Here is a 19,982-nt window from a genome sequence, read left to right as displayed (position 1 = left end):
AAGTATCTGAACGTTGAGATATGTGGACGGCAGGCGTGGACGGATCCGGGGCTTCGGTGACGAGGAAGGAGCCAGCCGTGGCGGCTGAGCAGGAGACGGAGACGGACCGACGGCCCGAGGCGGCGGACGCCGACGCCACCGACGCCATCGACGAGCTGCGGGCTCAGTGGCGCCGCGAGCGCCCGGACATGGCGGCCGCGGGCCTGGACGCGATGGCCCTGGTGGGCCGCATCAAGCGGGCGGACCACCTGCTGAGCAAAGGCATGAAACCGATCTTCGCTGAACACGGCCTGGAGTTCGCCGAGTTCGACGTCCTGGCGACCCTCCGCCGGGTGGGCGCCCCTCACGAACTGACGGCGGGCGGCCTCCTGAAGTCCGCGATGGTGACATCAGGCGCGATCACCAACCGCCTGGACAAGCTGGAACGCAAGGGCTTGATCGAACGCCACCCTGATCCGGCCGACCGCCGGGCGATTCGTGTGCGGCTGACGGAGGCGGGGCTGGAGTTGGTCGACCGGGCGGTGGTGGATCATGTCGCCAACGAGGAGCGGATGTTGGGGGCGTTGTCGGCTGATGACTGCCGGGTGCTGGATGGGGTGTTGCGGCGGTTGTTGATCTCGCTCGGGGATACGCACTTGGGGTGAGCGGGGTGTCCCCGCTGCCGGGGGGCTAGTTGGGGGTTGCCTTGAGGGTGCGTATCAGGGCGTGGAGGCGGTCGGGGGTTGTTGTGAGGGTGACGTCCGGGTCGTCGTCGCTTTCGCGGAGGCGGATTGTGCCTTCGGCGGTGGCGGCTATGTAGACGCAGTTGGACCCGTCGGGGCTGTGGGTCGACTTCTGCCAACGCAGTTCGGGCATGGGGCAGCCTCAGTGTCGGGTCGTCTTGAGGGTGCGTATGAGGGTGCGGAGGCGGTCCGGGGTGGTGGTCAGGATGACGTCTGGGATGTCGCTTTCGCGGAGGTGGATGGTGCCGTCCGGGGTTGCGGCTATGTAGACGCAGGAGGAGGCCTCGGAGCTGTACGAGGACTTCTGCCAGGCGAGTGTGTGCGGGGCGGGCATAAGGGTGTGGTCCCTTCAGGCGTCGTGGGCTGTGTGCTGGATGAGGTGGCGGGATTCCTCGGCGGGCAACGCGAGCTTCTCGAGTCGGTCCAAGACGATTGTGTAGCGTTCCAACTGGGCGGCTGCGTCCAGGAATTCGCTGCCATGGTCGGTGTCGAGCTGCACTGTGTCGAGTTGGGCAATAGGGCCGTACGCGTAGTCGACACCTTGCCCTGAGCCGGGGAAAGCACCCCGCCCGAAAGGGATGACGAGGATCGTGATGTTGTCGCGTTCGCTCATCTCGGCGAGGTGGGAGAGCTGCTCGGACGCGATGTCTGGACCCCCCACACACATGTGCAGCGCCGCCTCGTGGATGAGTGCGGTGTAAGCGAGTGGCTCGTCCCCGTACAACACGGCCTGGCGCTTGATGCGGTAGGAGAGCCGGTGCTCGATCTCGTGCGGCAGGAGAGAGGGGACCGCGTCGCCGAAGAGGGCGCGAGCGTGTTGGGTGGTCTGCAGCAGCCCGGGGATGTGGAGCGCTTGGGCCACGCGCAGGGCTGAGGCGTGATGTTCCAGCTCGACGAGGTCGAGTGCGGCGTTCGGGAGTTGCTCGCGGTACTCCTCCCACCAGCCGCGAGTGCGCCCACCCGTCATGCCGACGAGGGCGTCGATCAATGGCTCCTCTGCGCAGGCGTAGTTGCGGGCGATGGTCCGCACGCGCTCGGCGCCCACGGCGTACCGACCTGCCTCGATGTTGCTGATCCGCGACTGGTTGACGCCCAGCAGGGCTGCTGCCTGGACCGTGGAGAGGCCTGCGCGCTCCCGTAGTTTCCGCAGCTCGGCGCCTAGTCGCTGCTGCCGCAGGGTGGGTGACTTGCTGGGCGGCATCGGACTCCCTTCAGGGTCTGACAGGAGGGGCTGTGTCACTCACAGGAGTGGTGATGGCCTCCCTTTCTGTCTGACGATGGAATATAGGCCATTCCTGGGGCTACGGTGAATCTCACCTCACTCCAACTGCCGTGGCTCATAAGCCGGAAGAGCACTGCATGCCCAGCAAATTCTTGCAGTACTGCCACCGCTGAGTTGCGGCCGCCGAGTGAGCCAAGTCCCGCCCCTCCAGGAGGTACTCATGCTCACCGTAGTCCCGCCCCAAGGCTGGTCGTACGCGCTTCACCTGCCCCACGATCCACGAGCACCCCGCGTCGCCCGCATGACTCTGCGTGCCGCGCTCACCGGGCACGGGATGAGTGAACTGCTCGACGTGGCCGAGCTCTTGGCGTCCGAGATGGTGACCAACGCCTATCGGCATACGAAAGGTCCCGCCTCGCTGCGGTTGCGGTCCGTGCGGGCCGGGCGGCTTCGTGTCGGGGTGTGGGACAGCAGTCCGCTCATTCCCGCTCCCTTCGACAAGCCTCCTGGTGCCTTCGGGGCTCCCGTGCCGCCGACCGACTCCGACGGTGGGCGCGGGCTCTTCCTCGTACGGCAGTGTGCTGATGCTTGGGGCGGGTGGCCGCTCGGAGATCAACTCTTCGGCAGTGGAGGGAAGTTGTTGTGGTTCGAGGTGAGGGCGGGGGCGGAGTGCGCGGGAGCTGTCGCCTGAAAGGTGGCTGCCGCCTGGGTCAGGTGGGTCAAGGTCGCCCTCAGCAGCGGGTCCTGCTCCGCGCCCGTGCGGATCGCCGCGAAGACGTGGCGGGCGGGGGGTTCGCCTTCGGGGGTGCGGAGGGTCAGGCCGGGGCGGTGCAGGGGTTGGAGGAGGCGGGGGATCAGGGCTACGCCCGCGCCTGCTTCCACCAGCGCCGCCAGGGACTGCCAGTCGTTCACCGCGTGACGGATCTCCGGGGTGAAGCCTCCCGCCGCGCAGACCGAACGGGTCACCGCGCCGCAGCAGCTCCGGGCGTCTCCGACTATCCAGGGGTCGGCGGCCAACTCGCGCAGGGGGATGCGGGGGAGATGCGCCAGGCGGTGCTTGGCCGGCAGGGCTATGTCCAGGATGTCCGTCAGGAGGGGGGTCCGGGTGTAGCGGCGGTCCGTGAACGGGGGTGCTTGTGCGAAGTCCACTGCCACCGCTATGTCGATCTCGCCCGCGTCCAGGCGCGTGAAGAGGTCCGGGGGTTCGGCTTCTACGACTGAGATCGATATGTGGGGGTGGGTTGAGGACAGGGTTGTCATCGCTGCCGGCAGCAGGCCTGAGATTGCGCTCGAGAACGCGCCGATCGTCAGGGCGCCCCGTCGGCCCTGGCCCCACGCGGCGAGTTCGGCCCGGGCGCGCTCCAGCTGCGCCGCTATTGCGTCCGCGTGCTGCAGTACCACCCGTGCCTGGCCTGTGAGTCTGACGCCGCGGCCCTGGCGCTCGATCAGAGGTACGCCCAATTCGCGGGAGAGCGCGGTCAGTTGCTGGGACACCGCCGAGGGGGTCAGGTGCATTGCCTCCGCGGTTTTCGCCAGGCTGCCCCTGCGGTCCAGTTCACGCAGGGCGCTTAGGCGGCGCAGGTCTATCGTGAAGGTGCCGCTTACCTGTTCCATCCAGAAACATTAACTGGACCTGGTGGGTCGGTGCGTCGACGATCGCTGTCATGGCTCCGACCCCCGTGACTCCGGCCTCCGTGACTCCCGCCTCCCACTCCTCCTTTTTGATCCTCCACGGGTGGCAGAACCACCGGCCCGAAGGGCATTGGCAGCGGTGGCTGGCGGGTGAACTCGCCGCCTGTGGCGCTCGCGTGGCCTATCCGCAGCTTCCGGATCCCGATGAGCCGGATCTTGAGGTGTGGCTGGGGCGGCTTCAGGGGCTTCTCGATGGCGGGCAGGTCGTCGTCTGTCACAGTCTTGGCGTTCTGTTGTGGTTGCACGCCGTGGCCCGTGGCGGGGGCCGGGCTGATCGGGTGTTGTTGGTCGCGCCGCCCTCCGGCGACGTGCTTGCGCGGTACGAGGAAGTCGCCGGGTTCGGCGGGCCCGAGGTCACCGCCGCGCAGGTCGCGAGGGCTGCCGGTGCGGTCCGGCTCGTGGCCGCCGATGACGATCCCTACTGTCCCGGCGGTGCCGCCGCGCGGTACGGCGTGCCGCTCGGGCTCGACACCGATGTCGTACCGGGTGGTGGGCATCTGGATCTGGACGCGGGGTACGGAGCTTGGCCGTCGGTCCTGGAGTGGTGTCTTGATCCGGGGGTGCGGGTGTCCGCGCGTACCCCGTGAGAGCGGGGTCTGAAGGGCTGCAAGCCTTAGGAAGGCTGCGAGCCTTAGAAGGGCTGCGAGCCTTAGAAGATGAGGCCGTGCTTCTTGACCAGGGCCATCGTCGCTTCGATGTCCGTCGAGCCGCCGTAGAGCTCCGCCTTCTCCTGCAAAGCCTCCGGGCTCAATTCCTCGGTCAGCTGGTCGAGCCACCGGAACAGTTCCTCCAGGCCTCCTGGAGAGATGATCTCCAGCAGCCGGGCCGGGGTGTCGCCCGCGTTCCAGAACGTGTGCCACTCGCCGCGCGGCTTGAACACGAGATCGCCGGGACTTGCCACGACTTCTTCCTCGTCGCCGAACCTCGCGCCGACCGACCCCTCGAGGATGAAGCTGAACTCGTCCTCGCGGGTGTGCTTGTGCACCGGGGCCGCGAGGACCTTTGGTGGCAGGCGATGCTCGACGAGTGCGAAGCGGCCGCCCTGATCGCGGCCGTTGATCAGGAAACGGTCCCCGCGTGCCGGCTCCGGTTCATAGAGCTCGCCGTCTTCTGGACCCAATATCCGATGCTCGATCACTGGGCGCACCGCCCTCCGAACTAAATCGGCCCCATTTCACGATACGCGTGCGGACTGTCCCGTTCCATGTTTCCCCGTCCCCTTGGACGGGCTTGTGCCGTCGATGCCCGTGGTGGATGTTGGGGGAGGGCGGGGGCAGGGGTCTCCGTCGGGCTCTGTTCCGGGGCCGGACAGCGAGGGGACCCATACCTATATGACCCAGCCTCCCGGCCAGCCGCCGCAGGACGGTTTCGGCCCCCCGCAGGAGCCCGAGTCGCCCGTACCGGGACCGCCCACCGGTCCTTACGGCGCACCGCCGCCCCCGCCCCCGCCGCCGCCCGCTCACCCGCCCTACGGCCAGCCCCCGCAGGCCAGCCCCTACGGCCAGCCCCCGCAGAGCGCCCCCTACGGCCGCCCCGACCCCCAATACGCCAGCTACCCGCCGCCCCCTCCGCCCGGCGGCGCCCCCGGCAAGAAGAAGCTCGGCATCGTCATCGGCTCCGCAGTCGTCGTCGCCGCCCTCATCGGCGGCGGCATCTTCCTCGCCACCAGCGGTGACAGCGACGACGGCGATCAGAAGCCCAAGGCCGACAAGAGCGTCTCGGCCGGCCCCTCGGAGCCGCCCGCCGAATCGGCGGAGCCCTCCGAGGACCCGGCCACGGAGGGCCCCGTCACCGAGGCCCCCAGCGAAGACCCCGCCACCGAAGACCCCCTCGAAGAAGAAGAGCCGACCCGGCCCGCCGGGGACACCGGCTTCGAGGGGCAGTGGCAGAACGACGAGAACAAGACGCTCACCATCGGCGCCAAGCTCACCTCCGGCGAGGGCAAGGGCAAGAACTCGGTGTCGTACATCGATGCCGGAGGCAAGGGTCTGTGCATGGGGCTCGGCCAGGCGCAGGGCACCGGTTTCCGTATCGCGCTCAAGTGCGGCACCGGCGACGACGCCAAGTTCATCGCCGCGAACCTCACGCAAGCCGACGACGAGGTGACGATGAAGTGGGACAAGGGCGGGACCGACGTCCTGCCCTGGGTCGGCTGATCCAGGCCTCCAGGCCTCACATCCGGACACAGGCTCCCCGCGAAAGCCCCCTCACCCAGACACAGGCACCCCGCGAAAGCCCCCTCACCGCCCACCCCACCGCCACGTGAGAGCAACGTTCCCCGCCGGTCACCGCATGGCACAGGGCTGAAACCCGGTCTCCCTACCTTCGAGGCCATCAGCCCTAGGTGTGGGAGATGCGGAGGCCTGTCATGTCATGGATTCAGCGGTGGGACCCGGAAGACGACACATTCTGGGAGGAGGAAGGCGAGCGGGTCGCCCGGCGGAATCTGGTGTTCTCGATCCTCTCCGAGCACATCGGCTTCTCCATCTGGACCCTGTGGTCCGTGATGGTGCTCTTCATGGGGCCCGAGTACGGGATCGACCCTGCCGGGAAGTTCTTCCTGGTGTCGATGGCGACCCTCGTCGGGGCCGTCGTCCGCGTCCCGTACACCTTCGCCGTCGCCCGCTTCGGCGGGCGCAACTGGACGATCATCGCGGCCAGCGCGCTCCTCGTCCCGACGACAGCCGCCTTCATCGTCATGGAGCCCGGTACCTCCTACACCACCTTCATGGTGTGTGCGCTGCTCACCGGAGTCGGCGGCGGCAACTTCGCCTCCAGCATGACCAACATCAACTCCTTCTTCCCCCTGAGGAAGAAGGGGTGGGCGCTCGGGCTCAATGCCGGCGGCGGCAACATCGGCGTGCCCGTCGTGCAGCTCGCCGCGCTCGCCGTCATCGGCGCCAACGGCGGACCGCGCGTGCTGCTCGGGATCTACATCCCCTTCATTCTCGTCTCCGCCGTCTGTGCCGCGCTCTTCATGGACAACCTCGCGACCGTGAAGAACGACACCGGGGCCGCCAAGGAAGCCGTACGCGATCCGCACACCTGGATCATGGCCTTCCTGTACATCGGGACCTTCGGATCCTTCATCGGGTACAGCTTCGCGTTCGGGTTGGTGCTGCAGACCCAGTTCGGGCGTACGCCGCTGCAGGCCGCCTCCATCACCTTCATCGGGCCGCTGCTCGGCTCGCTGATCCGGCCGCTGGGCGGCTGGCTCGCCGACAAGTACGGCGGTGCCCGCATCACCCTGTGGAACTTCGTCGGGATGGGCGCGGCCACCGGCGTCATCGTCATCGCCTCCATGCAGGAGTCCCTCGCCCTCTTCACCGGCGCGTTCATCGCGCTCTTCGTGCTCACGGGGCTCGGGAACGGGTCCACGTACAAGATGATCCCGGGCATCTTCCAGGCCAAGGCCCTCCAGAAGGGGCTCGAGGGGGAAGCAGCCGCGGCTTACGGGCGGCGGCTCTCCGGCGCCTCGATGGGGCTCATCGGAGCCGTCGGCGCGCTCGGCGGGCTCGGGATCAACCTCGCCTTCCGGCAGTCCTTCCAGACCGTGGGGTCGGGGACCGGCGCCTTCGTCGCCTTCCTGGCCTTCTACGCGGCGTGCTTCTGCGTCACGTGGGCCGTATACCTTCGCCGCACCGCGGCCCCCGAGGCGGCCGAGCCGCACGCCGAGGCAAAGCCCCAGCTCACGTACGCGGAAGTCTGAGCGAAGCTTGGTCGTAGCCTGGCGTAACACGTACGACATCGTGGTGATCCGGGGTTGTCACGGGCCCTTGGCAGGCTCGTCCAACCCCGGACCGGATGCGAAGCGGCTCCGGAGCACGGAGCACCACACCATGCAGTACTAGCGGGACGAGAGCAGCCATGCACGCGAGCCAGCAGAACGGCCCCCTCGCCGGATTCACCGTCGGCGTCACCGCCGCCCGGCGCGCCGACGAGCTCGGCGCGCTGCTCCAGCGGCGCGGCGCCACCGTCCTGCACGCCCCCGCGCTGCGCATCGTCCCGCTCGCCGACGACAGCGAGCTGCTCTCCGCCACCAAGGAGCTGATCGACCACGCTCCCGATGTCGTTGTCGCCACCACCGCCATCGGGTTCCGCGGGTGGGTCGAGGCCGCCGACGGGTGGGGCTTCGGCGACGCGCTGCTGCGGTGTCTGCGCGGGGTCGAGCTGCTCGCCCGCGGGCCCAAGGTGAAAGGCGCCATCCGCGCCGCCGGGCTCACGGAGGAGTGGTCGCCCTCGTCCGAGTCCATGGCGGAGGTGCTCGACCGGCTGCTCGGGGAGGGCGTTGCCGGGCGGCGCATCGCGCTCCAGCTGCACGGCGAACCGCTGCCCGGCTTCGTGGAGTCCCTGCGGGCCGCGGGAGCGGACGTCGTCGGGGTGCCCGTCTACCGGTGGATGCCGCCGGAGGACCTCGGGCCCGTCGACCGGCTGCTCGACGCCACCGTCGCCCGCGGCGTCGACGCCCTGACCTTCACCAGCGCGCCCGCCGCCGCGTCGCTCCTTGCCCGCGCCGAGGAGCGGGGCATGTCCATCGAGCTCTTCGCCGCCCTCCAGCACGACGTGCTGCCCGCCTGCGTCGGTCCGGTCACCGCACTGCCGCTGCAGGCGCGCGGAGTCGACACCGTGCAGCCCGAGCGCTTCCGGCTCGGCCCCCTCGTACAGGTCCTGTGCCAGGAACTGCCTTCCCGCGCCCGTACGTTGCCCATCGCGGGGCACCGCATAGAGATCCGCGGCCATGCGGTCCTGGTCGACGACGAGCTGCGTCCGGTGCCGCCGGCCGGCATGTCGCTGCTGCGGGCGCTGTCCCGCCGCCCGGGGTGGGTGGTCGGCCGCGCCGAACTGCTTCGGGCGCTGCCCGGTGCCGGGCGCGACGAGCACGCGGTGGAGACGGCGATGGCCAGGCTGCGTACCGCGCTCGGCGCCCCGAAGCTGGTCCAGACGGTCGTCAAGCGCGGCTACCGGCTCGCGCTGGATCCGGCCGCCGGGTCCAAGTACGCCGACTGAGGCGGCGCGGTCAGCCGATGACCTCGATCGTGCAACGCGCGATCTTGCAGCGGCTGAGGCGGGCGTCACCGGTGACGAGGGGGCAGGCGAAGGCCTCGGCCGCCGCGATGTACGCGGCGTCATAGCCGGATACGTTCTGCCGCAGTTCCCACATGCGCGGCAGAAGTCGCTGTACCTGCACGGTCTCGATGGCGGCCCCCGCCAAGGAGGCCACCGCCGCGTCCGCGCGCTCCTGAGTGATCTTCCCGCCCAGGAGGCGCCCGCGCACCGCGTGGAACGTCTCGACGACGAGATGCTCCGGGGCCGCCCAGTGGTTGTCACGCATCAGCCGGGCGCGCGCCGACTTCCCCGCGGGGCCGTCGCCCGTCAGCGCCTCCGTGAGGGTGGAGGCATCGACGACGATCACCACACACGCTCTGTCCTGGCGGCGGCGATCTCCGCCACGGTCTGCTCCATGGTGCCGTCCGCGCCGTCGGTGCGGTTCTCGAAGGTGCGGAGCAGGGCGATGTTGTTCGCCCGCGCCGCCTCGTCCGTGACGAGGGACAGGAGATACGCCTGGAGCGACTGCCCCAGCTCCTGTGCGCGGTCGGCCAGTATGTCGCGGACCTCGTCCGGCACGTCGCGAATCTGCAGAGCCACCATGCATGCAGTATGCATGCGCGCATTGTTGCGGCGCAACCTGGTACGCCGGGTTCCGTGCCCGCCCGCGGCGAGGCACTGTAGGGGGAGCACTCACCGGTAACCCCACAAGGCGGTGACAGGCGCATGGCGTTGGGCATGGACCCGGCCACGTACGAGCTGCGATTCGACTCCGGGCGGAGCTGTCTGGATCTCGTGGCGACGACCCATCCGACGGAGCGGCTCGACTCGGTGGACCGGCTGCGCGCCTGGCTCGCGGGCGCCGGGCTCGTCCCGGAGCGTACGGCGCTGCCGGGCGCGGGCCCAGGATGGCTCATCGCCTTCCGTGAACTGCGCGGCCACATCGGGCAGTTGGTGCGCGGCGAGCTGGAGGGGCGGTCCGCCGACGGCGCGCTCGCCCGGGTCAACGCGTTCGCCGCGGCGGCCCCGCCGTCCGCCCGCGCGATCCGGCGCCCCGACGGCTCCCTCGCCCGCGTACTGAACGGCGACCCGGGCTGCGCGGCACTCCTCGCGGCGGTCGCCCGCGACACCGTCGACCTGCTCACCGACCCCGAGGCGCGCGCCCTCCTCCGCCAGTGCGAGGGCGACAACTGCCCCATCGTGTATCTGGACACGTCACGCGGGCGGCGCCGCCGCTGGTGCTCGAGCGAGGTGTGCGGCAACCGCGAGCGGGTGGCCAGACACCGGCGCAGGGCGGCGCTGGCGAGGGCGTGATCCGAAACTCCGTCCACGCCGTGATCCGAAGGCCTCGCGAAGGCGTGATCAGAAAAGTTCGCCACGCGGTTGAACACCCGCACCACTCCGTACGTACATCCCGGGTGAGCCAGTCAAGACGAGCCCGACGAAGTGCGGACACCGGAGGCAGACGTGCGCAAGGATTCCGCCGTGGCCGATGAGCGCCCGCAGGGGCGACCGCACCGACATCGCCTGGTCCAACGTGGTGGACCCGACGAGGAGTTGATGCGCGCGCTCTACCGCGAGCACGCGGGTCCTCTTCTCGCCTATGTGCTCCGACTTGTGGCGGGAGACCGGCAGCGCGCCGAAGATGTCGTACAGGAAACGCTCATCCGTGCCTGGAAGAACGCCGGTCAGCTCAACCGAGCGACCGGTTCGGTACGCCCCTGGCTGGTGACGGTCGCCCGGCGCATCGTCATCGATGGCCACCGCAGCCGGCAGGCCCGGCCGCAGGAGGTCGATCCCTCACCGCTGGAGGTCATCCCCGCGGAGGACGAGATCGATAAGGCGCTGTGGCTGATGACTCTCTCGGACGCTCTCGAGGACCTGACTCCCGCACATCGGGAGGTACTTGTCGAGACCTACTTCAAAGGGCGTACGGTCAATGAGGCGGCTGAGACGCTGGGTATACCCAGTGGGACGGTGCGTTCGCGGGTGTTCTACGCGCTGCGCTCGATGAAGCTTGCGCTGGAGGAGCGGGGGGTGACGGCATGAACGAGTTCCCGTACGAGTCGGCAGGCGGGCACGGCGCTCCCGATGTGCACGAGACCGTCGGTGCCTACGCCCTCGGCATCCTGGACGACGCGGAGGCGACCGCCTTCGAGGCGCATCTCGCGGGCTGCGAGTACTGCGCGCGCCAGCTGGAGGAGTTCTCCGGCATGGAGCCGATGCTGGCCGCGCTCGCCGACTTCCCCGGCGCCCGCGGCGTACGCCCCGTACCGGAGATCGGCGAGCAGCTCGCCGCCCGGCCGAGTCCGCGCCTCGCGGACCGGCTCGTGGACGAGGTCGCTCTCAAGCGCGAGCAGAAGCGCAGGCGCGGCTTCTACCTGGTGGCGGCCGCCGCCGCGCTGATCATCGGCGGTCCGCTCACGGTCCTCGCGGTGAGCGACGACGGCGGCGGCACGAAGGACGTGGCGGGCGATCCGCACCCCACGAGCCCCGCCGAGGACGCCTTCTTCAACCACATGGACGACAAGATCAAGGCCACCGACCCGACGACCAAGGTCAGCGCCACCGTCGGCACGGAGAAGAAGGCCTGGGGCACGCACACGGTCCTTGAGCTGAAGAACGTGAAGGGCCCGCTCAAGTGCTCGCTGATCGCGGTCGGCAAGGACGGCGAGAAGGAGACGGTCACCACCTGGTCCGTCCCGAAGTGGGGCTACGGCATCGAGGACAGCTCGAACAAGTGGGCGCGCAATCCGCTGTACGTCCACGGGGGCGCCGCGATGGACCGGAACGACATCGACCACTTCGAGGTGACCACCTTCGACGGCAAGCGTCTGGTGGAGGTGGACGCGTAGTCGACGCGTGATCGTCGCGCAGGAGAAGTGCACATAGGAGCCCCCTTTCGCGTACGGTAGACGGCTGCTCGGTAGGGCAGCTGCACGCAGGAAAGGGGCCTCGGTGGCCGACGTACGCGACCGCGAGATCAGCGTCGAACAGGAACATCTCGACCAGGTCTACCGGCGTCTCGAGGAGAAGATCCACGAGGCCGAGTTCCTGATGAACGACGCGGCCAAGCGCTCCCAGGTCGGCACGCCGGGCGCGCTTGCCGAGCGGGACGCGCAGGTCTTCCGCGCGGGCGTCCATCTCAACCGGCTCAACAACGAGTTCGAGGACTTCCTCTTCGGGCGCATCGACCTGCTGCTCGGCAAGGACGGCAAGAAGGGCCCGGACGGCGCCTACACGTCGGTCGAGCCGGCCGAGGACGCGGTCTCCGCTGACAACACCGCCGAGATCGCCGAGACCCTGCACATCGGCCGCATCGGCGTCCTGGACGCGGACTACTCCCCGCTCGTCATCGACTGGCGCGCCCCGGCCGCCGCGCCGTTCTACCGCTCGACGCCGGTCGACCCGGGCCGTGTCGTACGCCGTCGGGTCATCCGCTCCAAGGGCCGCCAGGTCCTCGGCGTCGAGGACGACCTGATGCGTCCCGAGCTCACGGCGACCCTGAAGGGCGAGACGCTGCCCGTCATCGGCGACGGCGCCCTGATGGCGGCGCTCGGCCAGGCCCGCAGCCACACGATGCGGGACATCGTGGCGTCGATCCAGGCCGAGCAGGACATGGTGATCCGCGCGCCCGCCGCATCGGTGACGTACGTCGAGGGCGGCCCCGGCACGGGCAAGACCGCCGTGGCGCTGCACCGCGCGGCGTACCTCCTCTACCAGGACCGCCGCAGGTACGCGGGCGGCATCCTCATCGTCTCGCCGACCCCGCTGCTCGTGGCGTACACGGAGGGAGTCCTTCCGTCGCTCGGCGAGGAGGGCCAGGTCGCGATCCGCGCGGTGGGCTCCCTGGCCGACGAGCCGGGCGCGGAGGCCACGGTCTACGACTCCCCGGCGGTGGCAAGGGTCAAGGGCTCTTCGCGGATGCTGCATGTCCTGCGGAGGGCGGCGCGGGGCGCGCTGGAAGGCACAGCCGCCACCGCTGTGGGCAGGCGTTCCCCTCAAGCCGCTCCAGCTGTGGGCAGTCGTTCCGCTGGGGCGGATCCCGACCCAAAGAAAGCGGACCAGCAGACTGGAACGGCGAACACCCCCACCGAGCCGGAGCAGCTCACCTTCGGCGAGGAGGAAGAGACCGGGGGCAGGGCCCCCGCCGAGACGCCCACCCGCCTCCGGGTGGTCGCCTTCGGCCGCCGCCTGGAGCTGCAGGCCGACCAGCTGACCCGCATCCGCCGCGCAGCCCTGAGCGGCACGGCACCCGTCAACCTCCTCCGCCCCCGCGCGAGAAAACTCCTCCTGGACGCCCTCTGGTCCCAGTCCGGCTCCGCGGGCCGGCACAGCGACCCGGAGCTCGCCGCCGAACTCCGCTCGTCCTTCGACGACGACATCACGTCCGAGGACGACTTCATCCGCTTCCTGGACGCCTGGTGGCCCGAACTCACCCCGCGCGCGGTGCTCTCCGCGATGAGCGACGAGCGGCGCCTCGGCCGCTGGGCCCGCCGCGTCCTGAACCCCGGCGAGGTCCGCAAGGTCGCCCGCTCCCTCAGGCGCGACGAGCTCTCGGTGCACGACGTGGCGCTCCTCGACGAGCTCCAGGCGATTCTCGGTACGCCGCACAGGCCCCGCAAGAAGAAGGAGCTCGACCCCCTCGACCAGCTGACAGGCCTCGACGAACTGATGCCGCAGCGCGAGGAGACGCAGTGGGAGCGCGCCGAGCGGCTCGCGGCCGAGCGCACCGAGTACGCGCACGTCATCGTCGACGAGGCGCAGGACCTCACCCCCATGCAGTGGCGGATGGTGGGCCGCCGCGGCCGGCACGCCACGTGGACGGTCGTCGGCGACCCGGCGCAGTCCTCCTGGTCCGACCCGGACGAGGCGGCCGAGGCCCGTGACGAGGCGCTCGGCACCCGCCCGCGCCGCCGCTTCACGCTCACCGTCAACTACCGCAACCCCGCCGAGATCGCCGAACTCGCCGCCAAGGTCCTCGCGCTCGCGATGCCGGGCTCCGAGTCGCCTTCGGCCGTCCGGTCCACCGGTGTGGAGCCACGGTTCGCCGTCGTACGCGACAAAGACCTCGGCAGGTCCGTGCGGGACGAGGCGGCGCGGCTGCTCGACCAGGTCGACGGCACGGTGGGCGTCGTCGTGGCGATGAACCGGCGCGAGCAGGCGGCGCGCTGGCTCGCCGGGCTCGGCGAACGGGTGGTCGCGCTCGGCAGCCTGGAGGCCAAAGGTCTGGAGTACGACGCGACGGTCGTCGTCTCGCCCGCGGAGATCGCGGACGAGTCCCCGGCGGGCCTGCGGGTGCTGTACGTGGCGCTGACGCGCGCGACCCAGCAGCTGACGGTCCTGTCGGGCGAGCGCGACGAGCCGGACGCGGACGGGGTCCCCGACCTGCTCCGAGACTGACTTCAGAGGATGACTTCAGGGACTTGTCGGGACGGGAATTGCCTTACGGGGATCGTTTGTTACCGTTGATGTGGCACCGGCCCGATCCAAGCCCCCGGGCCCAACCTTCGTCGCTACGAGCGACCACTTGCCGCGAGGCGAGCATGGCGGGTCGGTGTCATTTACGTAGGAGAGGTCCTCGTCACCCAGTGACGAGGACCTCTTTCCGTTTCCCGCACCCTGTTGCTCCTTCCCCCTACCGACGCCTCGCAACTTCTCGTATGGTGGAAACAAGTTTCCGAAAACCTCGTGAACGAAACGTTCGCAATCCGGGGCGGCTACCACGTACTCAGTGGTAGGTGCGACGATCGGACGGCAAGAGCTACACGGTGAAAGCAGAGGAAGTCGGCCATGGCAACGGCGCCCAGCGTCTCCTACTCGAACACGGTCCGGTTGGAGGTGCCCGCGAGCGGCACCGCGGTCTCCCAGATCACCACGGCCGTCGAGTCCCACGGAGGCTCGGTGACCGGCCTCGACGTCACGGCCTCCGGTCATGAGGCGCTCCGGATCGACGTCACGATCGCGGCGACCTCCACGACGCACGCCGACGAGATCGTCGAGCAGCTGCGCACCATCGAGGGCGTCACCCTCGGCAAGGTCTCCGACCGTACGTTCCTGATGCACCTCGGCGGCAAGATCGAGATGCAGTCGAAGCACCCCATCCGCAACCGTGACGACCTCTCCATGATCTATACGCCGGGCGTGGCCCGCGTGTGCATGGCGATCGCCGAGAACCCCGAGGACGCGCGCCGCCTCACCATCAAGCGCAACTCCGTTGCGGTCGTAACGGACGGTTCAGCTGTTCTTGGCCTGGGGAACATCGGCCCGAAAGCCGCGCTCCCCGTCATGGAGGGCAAGGCGGCCCTCTTCAAGCGCTTCGCCGGCATCGACGCCTGGCCGCTCTGCCTGGACACCCAGGACACCGACGCCATCGTCGAGATCGTCAAGGCCATCGCCCCCGGCTTCGCGGGCATCAACCTCGAGGACATCTCCGCGCCGCGCTGCTTCGAGATCGAGGCCCGCCTGCGCGAGGCCCTCGACATCCCCGTCTTCCACGACGACCAGCACGGCACCGCGATCGTCGTGCTCGCCGCGCTGACCAACGCACTTCGCGTGGTCGGCAAGGGAATCGGCGACGTACGCGTCGTCATGTCCGGCGCGGGCGCGGCCGGTACGGCCATCCTCAAGCTGCTCATCGCGGCGGGCGTCAAGCACGCCGTCGTCGCCGACATCCACGGCGTCGTGCACGCCGACCGCGAGGACCTCGTGGACGCCGCGCCGGACTCGCCGCTGCGCTGGATCGCCGACAACACCAACCCCGAGGGCGCCCGCGGCACCCTCAAGGAAGCGGTCGTCGACGCCGACGTCTTCATCGGCGTATCGGCTCCGAACGTCCTGAACGGCGACGACGTCGCGGCCATGGCCGACGACGCCATCGTGTTCGCGCTCGCGAACCCGGACCCCGAGGTCGAGCCCGCAATCGCCCGCCAGACGGCGGCAGTTGTGGCCACCGGACGCTCGGACTTCCCGAACCAGATCAACAACGTCCTGGTCTTCCCCGGTGTCTTCCGCGGTCTGCTCGACGCCCAGTCGCGCACCGTCAACACGGAGATGATGCTGGCGGCGGCGGGCGCTCTCGCGGACGTCGTCGCCGAGGACGAGCTCAACCCGAACTACATCATCCCCAGCGTCTTCAACGACAAGGTCGCGGGCGCGGTGGCCGATGCCGTGCGCGCGGCGGCGAAGGCCGCGGGCGAGGCTGTGACAGGCGCCACGGCCCAGTAGTACGGCGCGTCGCGGAACGCAGGGCCCTCAAAGGCCCTCTAGGGTGGCGTGGAAGCGCGCCCCCGACTGCCACCTTCCCAGGGGCGGTGAAGCTTTTCGGTGACCCCCACGGGCCCCGGATTGGCTTTCCCGCCGCAGGTGGGGGCAGGATGCCTTTCTGGGCGCGAGGGTCTGGATGACGGACCCGGGTCCGGGGCCTGACCGAGGACCCTGGCAGCATCGGCTTCGCTGTGCCCATCATGCGGCCCCGCCGCGTGGCACGCCTCAACGGCAAGAAGAACACGGGAGTACAAACATGAACCGCAGTGAGCTGGTGGCCGCGCTGGCCGACCGCGCCGAGGTGACCCGCAAGGACGCCGACGCCGTGCTGGCGGCGTTCGCCGAGACCGTCGGCGAGATCGTTGCCAAGGGCGACGAGAAGGTCACCATCCCCGGCTTCCTGACCTTCGAGCGCACCCACCGTGCCGCTCGCACCGCCCGGAACCCGCAGACCGGCGAGCCGATCAACATCCCGGCCGGCTTCAGCGTCAAGGTTTCCGCGGGCAGCAAGCTCAAGGAAGCCGCGAAGGGCAAGTAGCCTCAAGCAGCTAGAAGGGGCGGTCACCCACTGGGTGACCGCCCCTTCTGCGTACGTGACGATGCGTACGTGACGAGATGTCAGCCGAGCTGTGCCCGCCCCGGCAGCTCCACCTTCGCGCCGAGTGACACGAGCTTCTCCATGAAGTTCTCGTAGCCGCGGTTGATCAGGTCGATGCCGTGCACGCGGGACGTGCCCTGCGCCGCGAGCGCCGCGATCAGGTACGAGAAGCCGCCGCGCAGGTCGGGGATGACCAGGTCGGCGCCCTGCAGCTTCGTCGGGCCGCTGACGACCGCGGAGTGCAGGAAGTTGCGCTGGCCGAAGCGGCAGTCGGAGCCGCCGAGGCACTCGCGGTAGAGCTGGATGTGAGCGCCCATCTGGTTGAGCGCGGACGTGAAGCCGAGACGGGACTCGTAGACCGTCTCGTGGACGATGGAGAGCCCTGCGGCCTGCGTGAGCGCCACGACCAGGGGCTGCTGCCAGTCGGTCTGGAAACCGGGGTGTACGTCCGTCTCCAGGGCGATCGCGTTGAGCGAGCCGCCCGGGTGCCAGAAGCGGATGCCCTCGTCGTCGATCTCGAAGGCACCGCCCACCTTCCGGTAGGTGTTCAGGAACGTCATCATCGAGCGCTGCTGGGCGCCGCGGACGTAGATGTTGCCTTCGGTCGCCAGGGCCGCGGAAGCCCAGGAGGCGGCCTCCAGGCGGTCCGAGAGGGCGTGGTGGTTGTAGCCGCCCAGGCTGTCGACACCGGTGATCCTTATGGTCCGGTCGGTGTCCATGGCGATGATCGCGCCCATTTTCTGCAGGACGCAGATCAGGTCTTCGATCTCGGGCTCGACGGCGGCGTTCGAGAGCTCCGTCACACCTTCGGCGAGCACGGCCGTCAGGAGGACCTGCTCGGTGGCGCCCACGGACGGGTACGGCAGCCGGATCTTGGTGCCGCGAAGCCGCTGCGGGGCCTCCAGGTACTGCCCGCCCTCGCGCTTCTCGATGGTCGCCCCGAACTGGCGGAGCACCTCGAAGTGGAAGTCGATCGGCCGGCCGCCGATGTCGCAGCCGCCGAGGCCGGGGATGAAGGCGTGCCCGAGGCGGTGCAGGAGCGGGCCGCAGAAGAGGATCGGGATGCGCGAAGAACCGGCGTGGGCGTCGATGTCCGCGACGTTGGCGCTCTCCACGTGCGAGGGGTCCATGACCAGCTCGCCCGGCTCCTCGCCGGGGCGGACCGTGACGCCATGCAGCTGCAGGAGTCCGCGTACGACACGTACGTCGCGGATGTCTGGGACATTGCGCAGCCGGCTCGGAGCGCTGCCGAGCAGCGCGGCGACCATGGCCTTGGGCACGAGGTTCTTCGCGCCGCGGACACGGATCTCGCCCTCCAGCGGGGTTCCGCCGTGGACAAGCAGTACATCGTCGGTGACGGTCATGAATCTCGCGTTCCGATGAGATGGACGGGTGGACCAAAGGGCAAGCGTAATGGGCGTGTACCCCCCTTCCGTAAGGCCAAGGGCGTGCCAAACCTGTCAGAAGTCCGTGACAACACGAACCGTTCGGAACCGGACACTCCGGGTCACCGTTTCCGGCGTGCGCTCGCGGCGCTCCTTTGCGCCCTGAGCTGCATTCACTCGCGTACGCGCATTGCCTCCCCCCGCGGGGCAAAGATGCGGGATCATGTCGTTCATGACCGAGGTGTCCTCGCTCACAGGGCGGCTGCTCGTGGCCACGCCTGCCCTGGCGGACCCGAACTTCGACCGCGCGGTGGTGCTGCTCCTCGACCACGACGAGGAGGGCTCGCTCGGCGTGGTCCTCAACCGGCCGACGCCGGTGGAGGTCGCGGACATTTTGGAGGGCTGGGGCGACCTGGCGGGCTCGCCCGGGGTGGTCTTCCAGGGCGGCCCGGTCTCGCTCGACTCGGCGCTCGGCATCGCGGTGATCCCCGGCGGCGAGGGACCTTCCCCGAGCTCTCGGCTCCGCTCGACCGCGGGAGACCCCATCGCCTGGCGCCGGGTGCACGGCGCGATCGGCCTGGTCGACCTGGACGCCCCGCCCGAGCTACTGGCCCCCGCCCTCGGCTCCCTGCGGATCTTCGCCGGTTACGCGGGCTGGGGCCCCGGCCAGCTGGAGGACGAGCTGGTCGAGGGCGCCTGGTACGTCGTCGAGTCGGAGCCGGGGGACGTTTCGTCCCCGGACCCGGAGCGGCTGTGGCGGTCGGTGCTGCGGAGACAGCGGAGCGAGCTGGCGATGGTGGCGACGTATCCGGACGATCCGTCGCTGAACTGACCACTGGTCCCTGGCCCCTGGCCCCGCGGCGGGGAACTGTCTGCCGCACCGATAACGTCCTGACGCGTACGTGACAGTCAGACGTCGTCGAAGCGGGTGTGGAAGTTGAGCGCTGAGGAGCAGGACGGGACGAAGTCCTCCGGGAAGTCGGGGAAGTTCACGGAGGGGTTCACCTTCTCCGACTGGCTGGAAGGGGCCGTGATCCTCGTCATCATCGGGGCGGCGTTGTACAAGTTCCTGGGCTGACCCGCGCGTTGAGCAGGAACCGCGCCGCCAGAGGATGCGCGTCCCGTGCCGGGACCGCCAAGTGCACCGCGACCGGCGGCGCGTTCTTCAGGCGTACGTGGCGCAGGGCGGGGTGGGTGTGCCGGCGGGCCACCGGCTCGGGGGCCACTCCGACGCCGTGACCTGCCGCCACCGCCTCCAGCCACTCGTCGAAGTTGTCGGCGGTGCAGGCGAGTCGGGGGCGGCGGCCCTCGGGCCACAGCTCGGGGCGGGTGGTGCCCGTGACCGTGTTGACCACCAGGGGGACGTCGGCAAGCTCCGTCCAGTCCACGACGCGGCGGCCCGCGAGCTCCGCGGCGCCGCGTGCCACCACGGCGATGCGCGGCTCGTGGAGCAGGGCGCGGGTGTGGACGGCCGCGCCGGGCGGGATGTCGCCCCGTACGACCGCGATGTCGCAGGCGCCCGACTCCAGGCCCGCCAGCGGGGTGTCGCGCCGGACCAGGCGGACGCCCGCGCCGGTCGCCGCCTTGAAGGCGGAGCTCAGGGCGACGCAGACCTCGGGCAGCACGGAGGTGAAGCCGAGCCGGAGCAGGGGCGGTTCGGCGAGGGGCGCGCGCAGCACGGCGTCCAGGCGGGTCAGGAGCGGGGCGAGCTCCTCGCGCAGGCGTTGGCCGGCCTCGGTGAGTTCCACGCGGCGCGTGGTGCGGGTGAGCAGGCGGGTGCCGAGCGCCTGCTCCAGGGCGCGGACGGTGCGCGTGAGGGCGGGCTGGCCGGTGCGCAGGGCCGCCGCGGCGTGGGTGAAGTTCAGTTCGTCGGCCACCGCGAGGAAGCCGCGGAGGTGGCGGAGGTCGATCGAGGCCAGGTCCGGGCGTAGTGCCTGCTCATCCATGTTTCCCCAGCATAAATCGGTGCTCGCGGGCATTTCCGCGGGCGTCGCGACGATGCCTACGTTTCCCTCCCGCGGCTCGCAGGCCGCTTCGTACGAGGGAATGGG

23 protein-coding genes are annotated in these 19,982 nt (G+C 69.8%); 13 read left to right on the top strand and 10 right to left on the bottom strand.

From position 1 onward, the window contains the following. Positions 1 to 77 precede the first annotated feature (77 nt). Positions 78 to 644, top strand: coding sequence for a MarR family transcriptional regulator (locus tag AB0G47_RS10065; protein WP_360766323.1), 567 nt, complete (start codon positions 78 to 80; stop codon positions 642 to 644). Positions 645 to 669: 25 nt separating this feature from the next. Here the strand turns inward: AB0G47_RS10065 and AB0G47_RS10060 are convergent, their stop codons facing one another. From AB0G47_RS10060 to AB0G47_RS10050, 3 genes are read right to left on the bottom strand one after another with little or no spacing between them, the layout of a single operon-like run. Beyond that, complete coding sequence (locus AB0G47_RS10060) at positions 670 to 855, bottom strand: DUF397 domain-containing protein (RefSeq protein WP_360766321.1); 186 nt, start codon at positions 853 to 855, stop codon at positions 670 to 672. Between the two features lie 9 nt (positions 856 to 864). Beyond that, positions 865 to 1,056, bottom strand: a complete 192-nt coding sequence (locus tag AB0G47_RS10055; RefSeq protein WP_360766318.1) for a DUF397 domain-containing protein — start codon at positions 1,054 to 1,056, stop codon at positions 865 to 867. A 15-nt stretch (positions 1,057 to 1,071) separates the two neighbouring features. Further along, on the bottom strand, positions 1,072 to 1,923 hold the full coding sequence (locus AB0G47_RS10050; protein WP_360766315.1) for a helix-turn-helix transcriptional regulator: 852 nt from the start codon (positions 1,921 to 1,923) through the stop codon (positions 1,072 to 1,074). A 241-nt stretch (positions 1,924 to 2,164) separates the two neighbouring features. Here AB0G47_RS10050 and AB0G47_RS10045 point away from each other — a divergent pair, with 241 nt between their 5' ends. Beyond that, a complete protein-coding gene (locus tag AB0G47_RS10045) occupies positions 2,165 to 2,635 on the top strand; it encodes an ATP-binding protein (RefSeq protein WP_360766312.1) in 471 nt (156 codons plus the stop codon). Here AB0G47_RS10045 and AB0G47_RS10040 read toward each other — a convergent pair. Further along, complete coding sequence (locus AB0G47_RS10040; protein WP_360766309.1) at positions 2,557 to 3,558, bottom strand: LysR family transcriptional regulator; 1,002 nt, start codon at positions 3,556 to 3,558, stop codon at positions 2,557 to 2,559. The genes AB0G47_RS10045 and AB0G47_RS10040 overlap by 79 nt on opposite strands. Before the next feature lie 50 nt (positions 3,559 to 3,608). Between AB0G47_RS10040 and AB0G47_RS10035 the strand changes: the two genes are divergently transcribed. After that, positions 3,609 to 4,223 (top strand): alpha/beta hydrolase, encoded by a 615-nt coding sequence (locus tag AB0G47_RS10035; RefSeq protein ID WP_360766306.1) that lies wholly within the window; start codon positions 3,609 to 3,611, stop codon positions 4,221 to 4,223. Positions 4,224 to 4,285: 62 nt separating this feature from the next. On the opposite strand, the gene AB0G47_RS10030 is transcribed toward AB0G47_RS10035, so the two are convergent. Then, on the bottom strand, positions 4,286 to 4,756 hold the full coding sequence (locus AB0G47_RS10030) for a cupin domain-containing protein (RefSeq protein WP_360766303.1): 471 nt from the start codon (positions 4,754 to 4,756) through the stop codon (positions 4,286 to 4,288). A gap of 211 nt (positions 4,757 to 4,967) precedes the next feature. Here AB0G47_RS10030 and AB0G47_RS10025 point away from each other — a divergent pair, with 211 nt between their 5' ends. The 3 genes from AB0G47_RS10025 to AB0G47_RS10015 all read left to right on the top strand — a co-directional run bounded on the left by AB0G47_RS10025 (position 4,968) and on the right by AB0G47_RS10015 (position 8,643). Continuing rightward, positions 4,968 to 5,792, top strand: a complete 825-nt coding sequence (locus AB0G47_RS10025; protein WP_360766299.1) for a hypothetical protein — start codon at positions 4,968 to 4,970, stop codon at positions 5,790 to 5,792. A 212-nt stretch (positions 5,793 to 6,004) separates the two neighbouring features. Then, positions 6,005 to 7,345 (top strand): nitrate/nitrite transporter, encoded by a 1,341-nt coding sequence (locus AB0G47_RS10020; protein ID WP_360766296.1) that lies wholly within the window; start codon positions 6,005 to 6,007, stop codon positions 7,343 to 7,345. 158 nt (positions 7,346 to 7,503) lie between these two features. Next, on the top strand, positions 7,504 to 8,643 hold the full coding sequence (locus AB0G47_RS10015) for a uroporphyrinogen-III synthase (RefSeq protein ID WP_360766292.1): 1,140 nt from the start codon (positions 7,504 to 7,506) through the stop codon (positions 8,641 to 8,643). Between the two features lie 10 nt (positions 8,644 to 8,653). On the opposite strand, the gene AB0G47_RS10010 is transcribed toward AB0G47_RS10015, so the two are convergent. Both AB0G47_RS10010 and AB0G47_RS10005 read right to left on the bottom strand, forming a co-directional pair. After that, positions 8,654 to 9,052 (bottom strand): type II toxin-antitoxin system VapC family toxin, encoded by a 399-nt coding sequence (locus AB0G47_RS10010; RefSeq protein WP_360766289.1) that lies wholly within the window; start codon positions 9,050 to 9,052, stop codon positions 8,654 to 8,656. Then, a complete protein-coding gene (locus tag AB0G47_RS10005) occupies positions 9,046 to 9,285 on the bottom strand; it encodes a hypothetical protein (protein ID WP_360766286.1) in 240 nt (79 codons plus the stop codon). The genes AB0G47_RS10010 and AB0G47_RS10005 overlap by 7 nt, the downstream gene beginning before the upstream one ends. A 123-nt stretch (positions 9,286 to 9,408) precedes the next feature. On the opposite strand from AB0G47_RS10005, the gene AB0G47_RS10000 reads away from it, so the two are divergent. From AB0G47_RS10000 to AB0G47_RS09975, 6 genes are all read left to right on the top strand, one after another. After that, entirely contained in the window at positions 9,409 to 9,996 is a 588-nt protein-coding gene (locus AB0G47_RS10000) for a CGNR zinc finger domain-containing protein (protein WP_360766283.1), read from the top strand. Positions 9,997 to 10,149: 153 nt separating this feature from the next. Then, positions 10,150 to 10,731, top strand: coding sequence for a sigma-70 family RNA polymerase sigma factor (locus tag AB0G47_RS09995; RefSeq protein ID WP_135334888.1), 582 nt, complete (start codon positions 10,150 to 10,152; stop codon positions 10,729 to 10,731). Continuing rightward, positions 10,728 to 11,537, top strand: a complete 810-nt coding sequence (locus tag AB0G47_RS09990; RefSeq protein ID WP_360766279.1) for a zf-HC2 domain-containing protein — start codon at positions 10,728 to 10,730, stop codon at positions 11,535 to 11,537. Before AB0G47_RS09995 ends, AB0G47_RS09990 begins: the two co-directional genes overlap by 4 nt. 103 nt (positions 11,538 to 11,640) lie before the next feature. Beyond that, positions 11,641 to 14,085, top strand: coding sequence for a UvrD-helicase domain-containing protein (locus tag AB0G47_RS09985; protein ID WP_360766278.1), 2,445 nt, complete (start codon positions 11,641 to 11,643; stop codon positions 14,083 to 14,085). A 390-nt stretch (positions 14,086 to 14,475) separates the two neighbouring features. Then, positions 14,476 to 15,909: an NAD-dependent malic enzyme gene (locus AB0G47_RS09980; protein WP_360766275.1), complete on the top strand. Its 1,434-nt coding sequence runs from the start codon at positions 14,476 to 14,478 to the stop codon at positions 15,907 to 15,909. A gap of 295 nt (positions 15,910 to 16,204) precedes the next feature. Continuing rightward, positions 16,205 to 16,486 (top strand): HU family DNA-binding protein, encoded by a 282-nt coding sequence (locus tag AB0G47_RS09975; protein ID WP_030680681.1) that lies wholly within the window; start codon positions 16,205 to 16,207, stop codon positions 16,484 to 16,486. Between the two features lie 80 nt (positions 16,487 to 16,566). On the opposite strand, the gene murA is transcribed toward AB0G47_RS09975, so the two are convergent. Further along, on the bottom strand, positions 16,567 to 17,910 hold the full coding sequence (gene murA / locus AB0G47_RS09970; RefSeq protein WP_360766271.1) for a UDP-N-acetylglucosamine 1-carboxyvinyltransferase: 1,344 nt from the start codon (positions 17,908 to 17,910) through the stop codon (positions 16,567 to 16,569). Between the two features lie 244 nt (positions 17,911 to 18,154). Here murA and AB0G47_RS09965 point away from each other — a divergent pair, with 244 nt between their 5' ends. Next, positions 18,155 to 18,763 (top strand): YqgE/AlgH family protein, encoded by a 609-nt coding sequence (locus AB0G47_RS09965; protein ID WP_360766268.1) that lies wholly within the window; start codon positions 18,155 to 18,157, stop codon positions 18,761 to 18,763. Between the two features lie 77 nt (positions 18,764 to 18,840). Here AB0G47_RS09965 and AB0G47_RS09960 read toward each other — a convergent pair whose 3' ends face one another. Next, positions 18,841 to 18,978 (bottom strand): hypothetical protein, encoded by a 138-nt coding sequence (locus AB0G47_RS09960; protein ID WP_360766265.1) that lies wholly within the window; start codon positions 18,976 to 18,978, stop codon positions 18,841 to 18,843. Continuing rightward, complete coding sequence (locus AB0G47_RS09955) at positions 18,975 to 19,877, bottom strand: LysR family transcriptional regulator (protein ID WP_360766262.1); 903 nt, start codon at positions 19,875 to 19,877, stop codon at positions 18,975 to 18,977. The genes AB0G47_RS09960 and AB0G47_RS09955 overlap by 4 nt, the downstream gene beginning before the upstream one ends. Positions 19,878 to 19,982 lie beyond the last annotated feature (105 nt).

It is taken from the genome of Streptomyces sp. NPDC021622 (assembly GCF_040640795.1).
Classification (GTDB): Bacteria; Actinomycetota; Actinomycetes; order Streptomycetales; family Streptomycetaceae; genus Streptomyces.
The sequence above is the reverse complement of the archived record's forward strand: the minus strand, read 5'-3'. Positions and strand labels throughout refer to the sequence as shown.

Bases quoted from the DNA above. Each gene is read 5' to 3' on its own strand.
- AB0G47_RS10015 (WP_360766292.1), top strand. From the start codon at position 7,504: ATGCACGCGAGCCAGCAGAACGGCCCCCTCGCCGGATTCACCGTCGGC.
- AB0G47_RS09990 (WP_360766279.1), top strand. From the start codon at position 10,728: ATGAACGAGTTCCCGTACGAGTCGGCAGGCGGGCACGGCGCTCCCGAT.
- AB0G47_RS09960 (WP_360766265.1), bottom strand. From the start codon at position 18,978: ATGATGACGAGGATCACGGCCCCTTCCAGCCAGTCGGAGAAGGTGAAC.
- AB0G47_RS10035 (WP_360766306.1), top strand. From the start codon at position 3,609: ATGGCTCCGACCCCCGTGACTCCGGCCTCCGTGACTCCCGCCTCCCAC.
- AB0G47_RS10025 (WP_360766299.1), top strand. From the start codon at position 4,968: ATGACCCAGCCTCCCGGCCAGCCGCCGCAGGACGGTTTCGGCCCCCCG.
- AB0G47_RS10020 (WP_360766296.1), top strand. From the start codon at position 6,005: ATGTCATGGATTCAGCGGTGGGACCCGGAAGACGACACATTCTGGGAG.
- AB0G47_RS10045 (WP_360766312.1), top strand. From the start codon at position 2,165: ATGCTCACCGTAGTCCCGCCCCAAGGCTGGTCGTACGCGCTTCACCTG.
- AB0G47_RS10055 (WP_360766318.1), bottom strand. From the start codon at position 1,056: ATGCCCGCCCCGCACACACTCGCCTGGCAGAAGTCCTCGTACAGCTCC.
- AB0G47_RS09980 (WP_360766275.1), top strand. From the start codon at position 14,476: ATGGCAACGGCGCCCAGCGTCTCCTACTCGAACACGGTCCGGTTGGAG.
- AB0G47_RS09955 (WP_360766262.1), bottom strand. From the start codon at position 19,877: ATGGATGAGCAGGCACTACGCCCGGACCTGGCCTCGATCGACCTCCGC.
- AB0G47_RS10005 (WP_360766286.1), bottom strand. From the start codon at position 9,285: ATGGTGGCTCTGCAGATTCGCGACGTGCCGGACGAGGTCCGCGACATA.
- AB0G47_RS10050 (WP_360766315.1), bottom strand. From the start codon at position 1,923: ATGCCGCCCAGCAAGTCACCCACCCTGCGGCAGCAGCGACTAGGCGCC.
- AB0G47_RS09965 (WP_360766268.1), top strand. From the start codon at position 18,155: ATGTCGTTCATGACCGAGGTGTCCTCGCTCACAGGGCGGCTGCTCGTG.
- AB0G47_RS10000 (WP_360766283.1), top strand. From the start codon at position 9,409: ATGGCGTTGGGCATGGACCCGGCCACGTACGAGCTGCGATTCGACTCC.
- murA (WP_360766271.1), bottom strand. From the start codon at position 17,910: ATGACCGTCACCGACGATGTACTGCTTGTCCACGGCGGAACCCCGCTG.
- AB0G47_RS10060 (WP_360766321.1), bottom strand. From the start codon at position 855: ATGCCCGAACTGCGTTGGCAGAAGTCGACCCACAGCCCCGACGGGTCC.
- AB0G47_RS09975 (WP_030680681.1), top strand. From the start codon at position 16,205: ATGAACCGCAGTGAGCTGGTGGCCGCGCTGGCCGACCGCGCCGAGGTG.
- AB0G47_RS10040 (WP_360766309.1), bottom strand. From the start codon at position 3,558: ATGGAACAGGTAAGCGGCACCTTCACGATAGACCTGCGCCGCCTAAGC.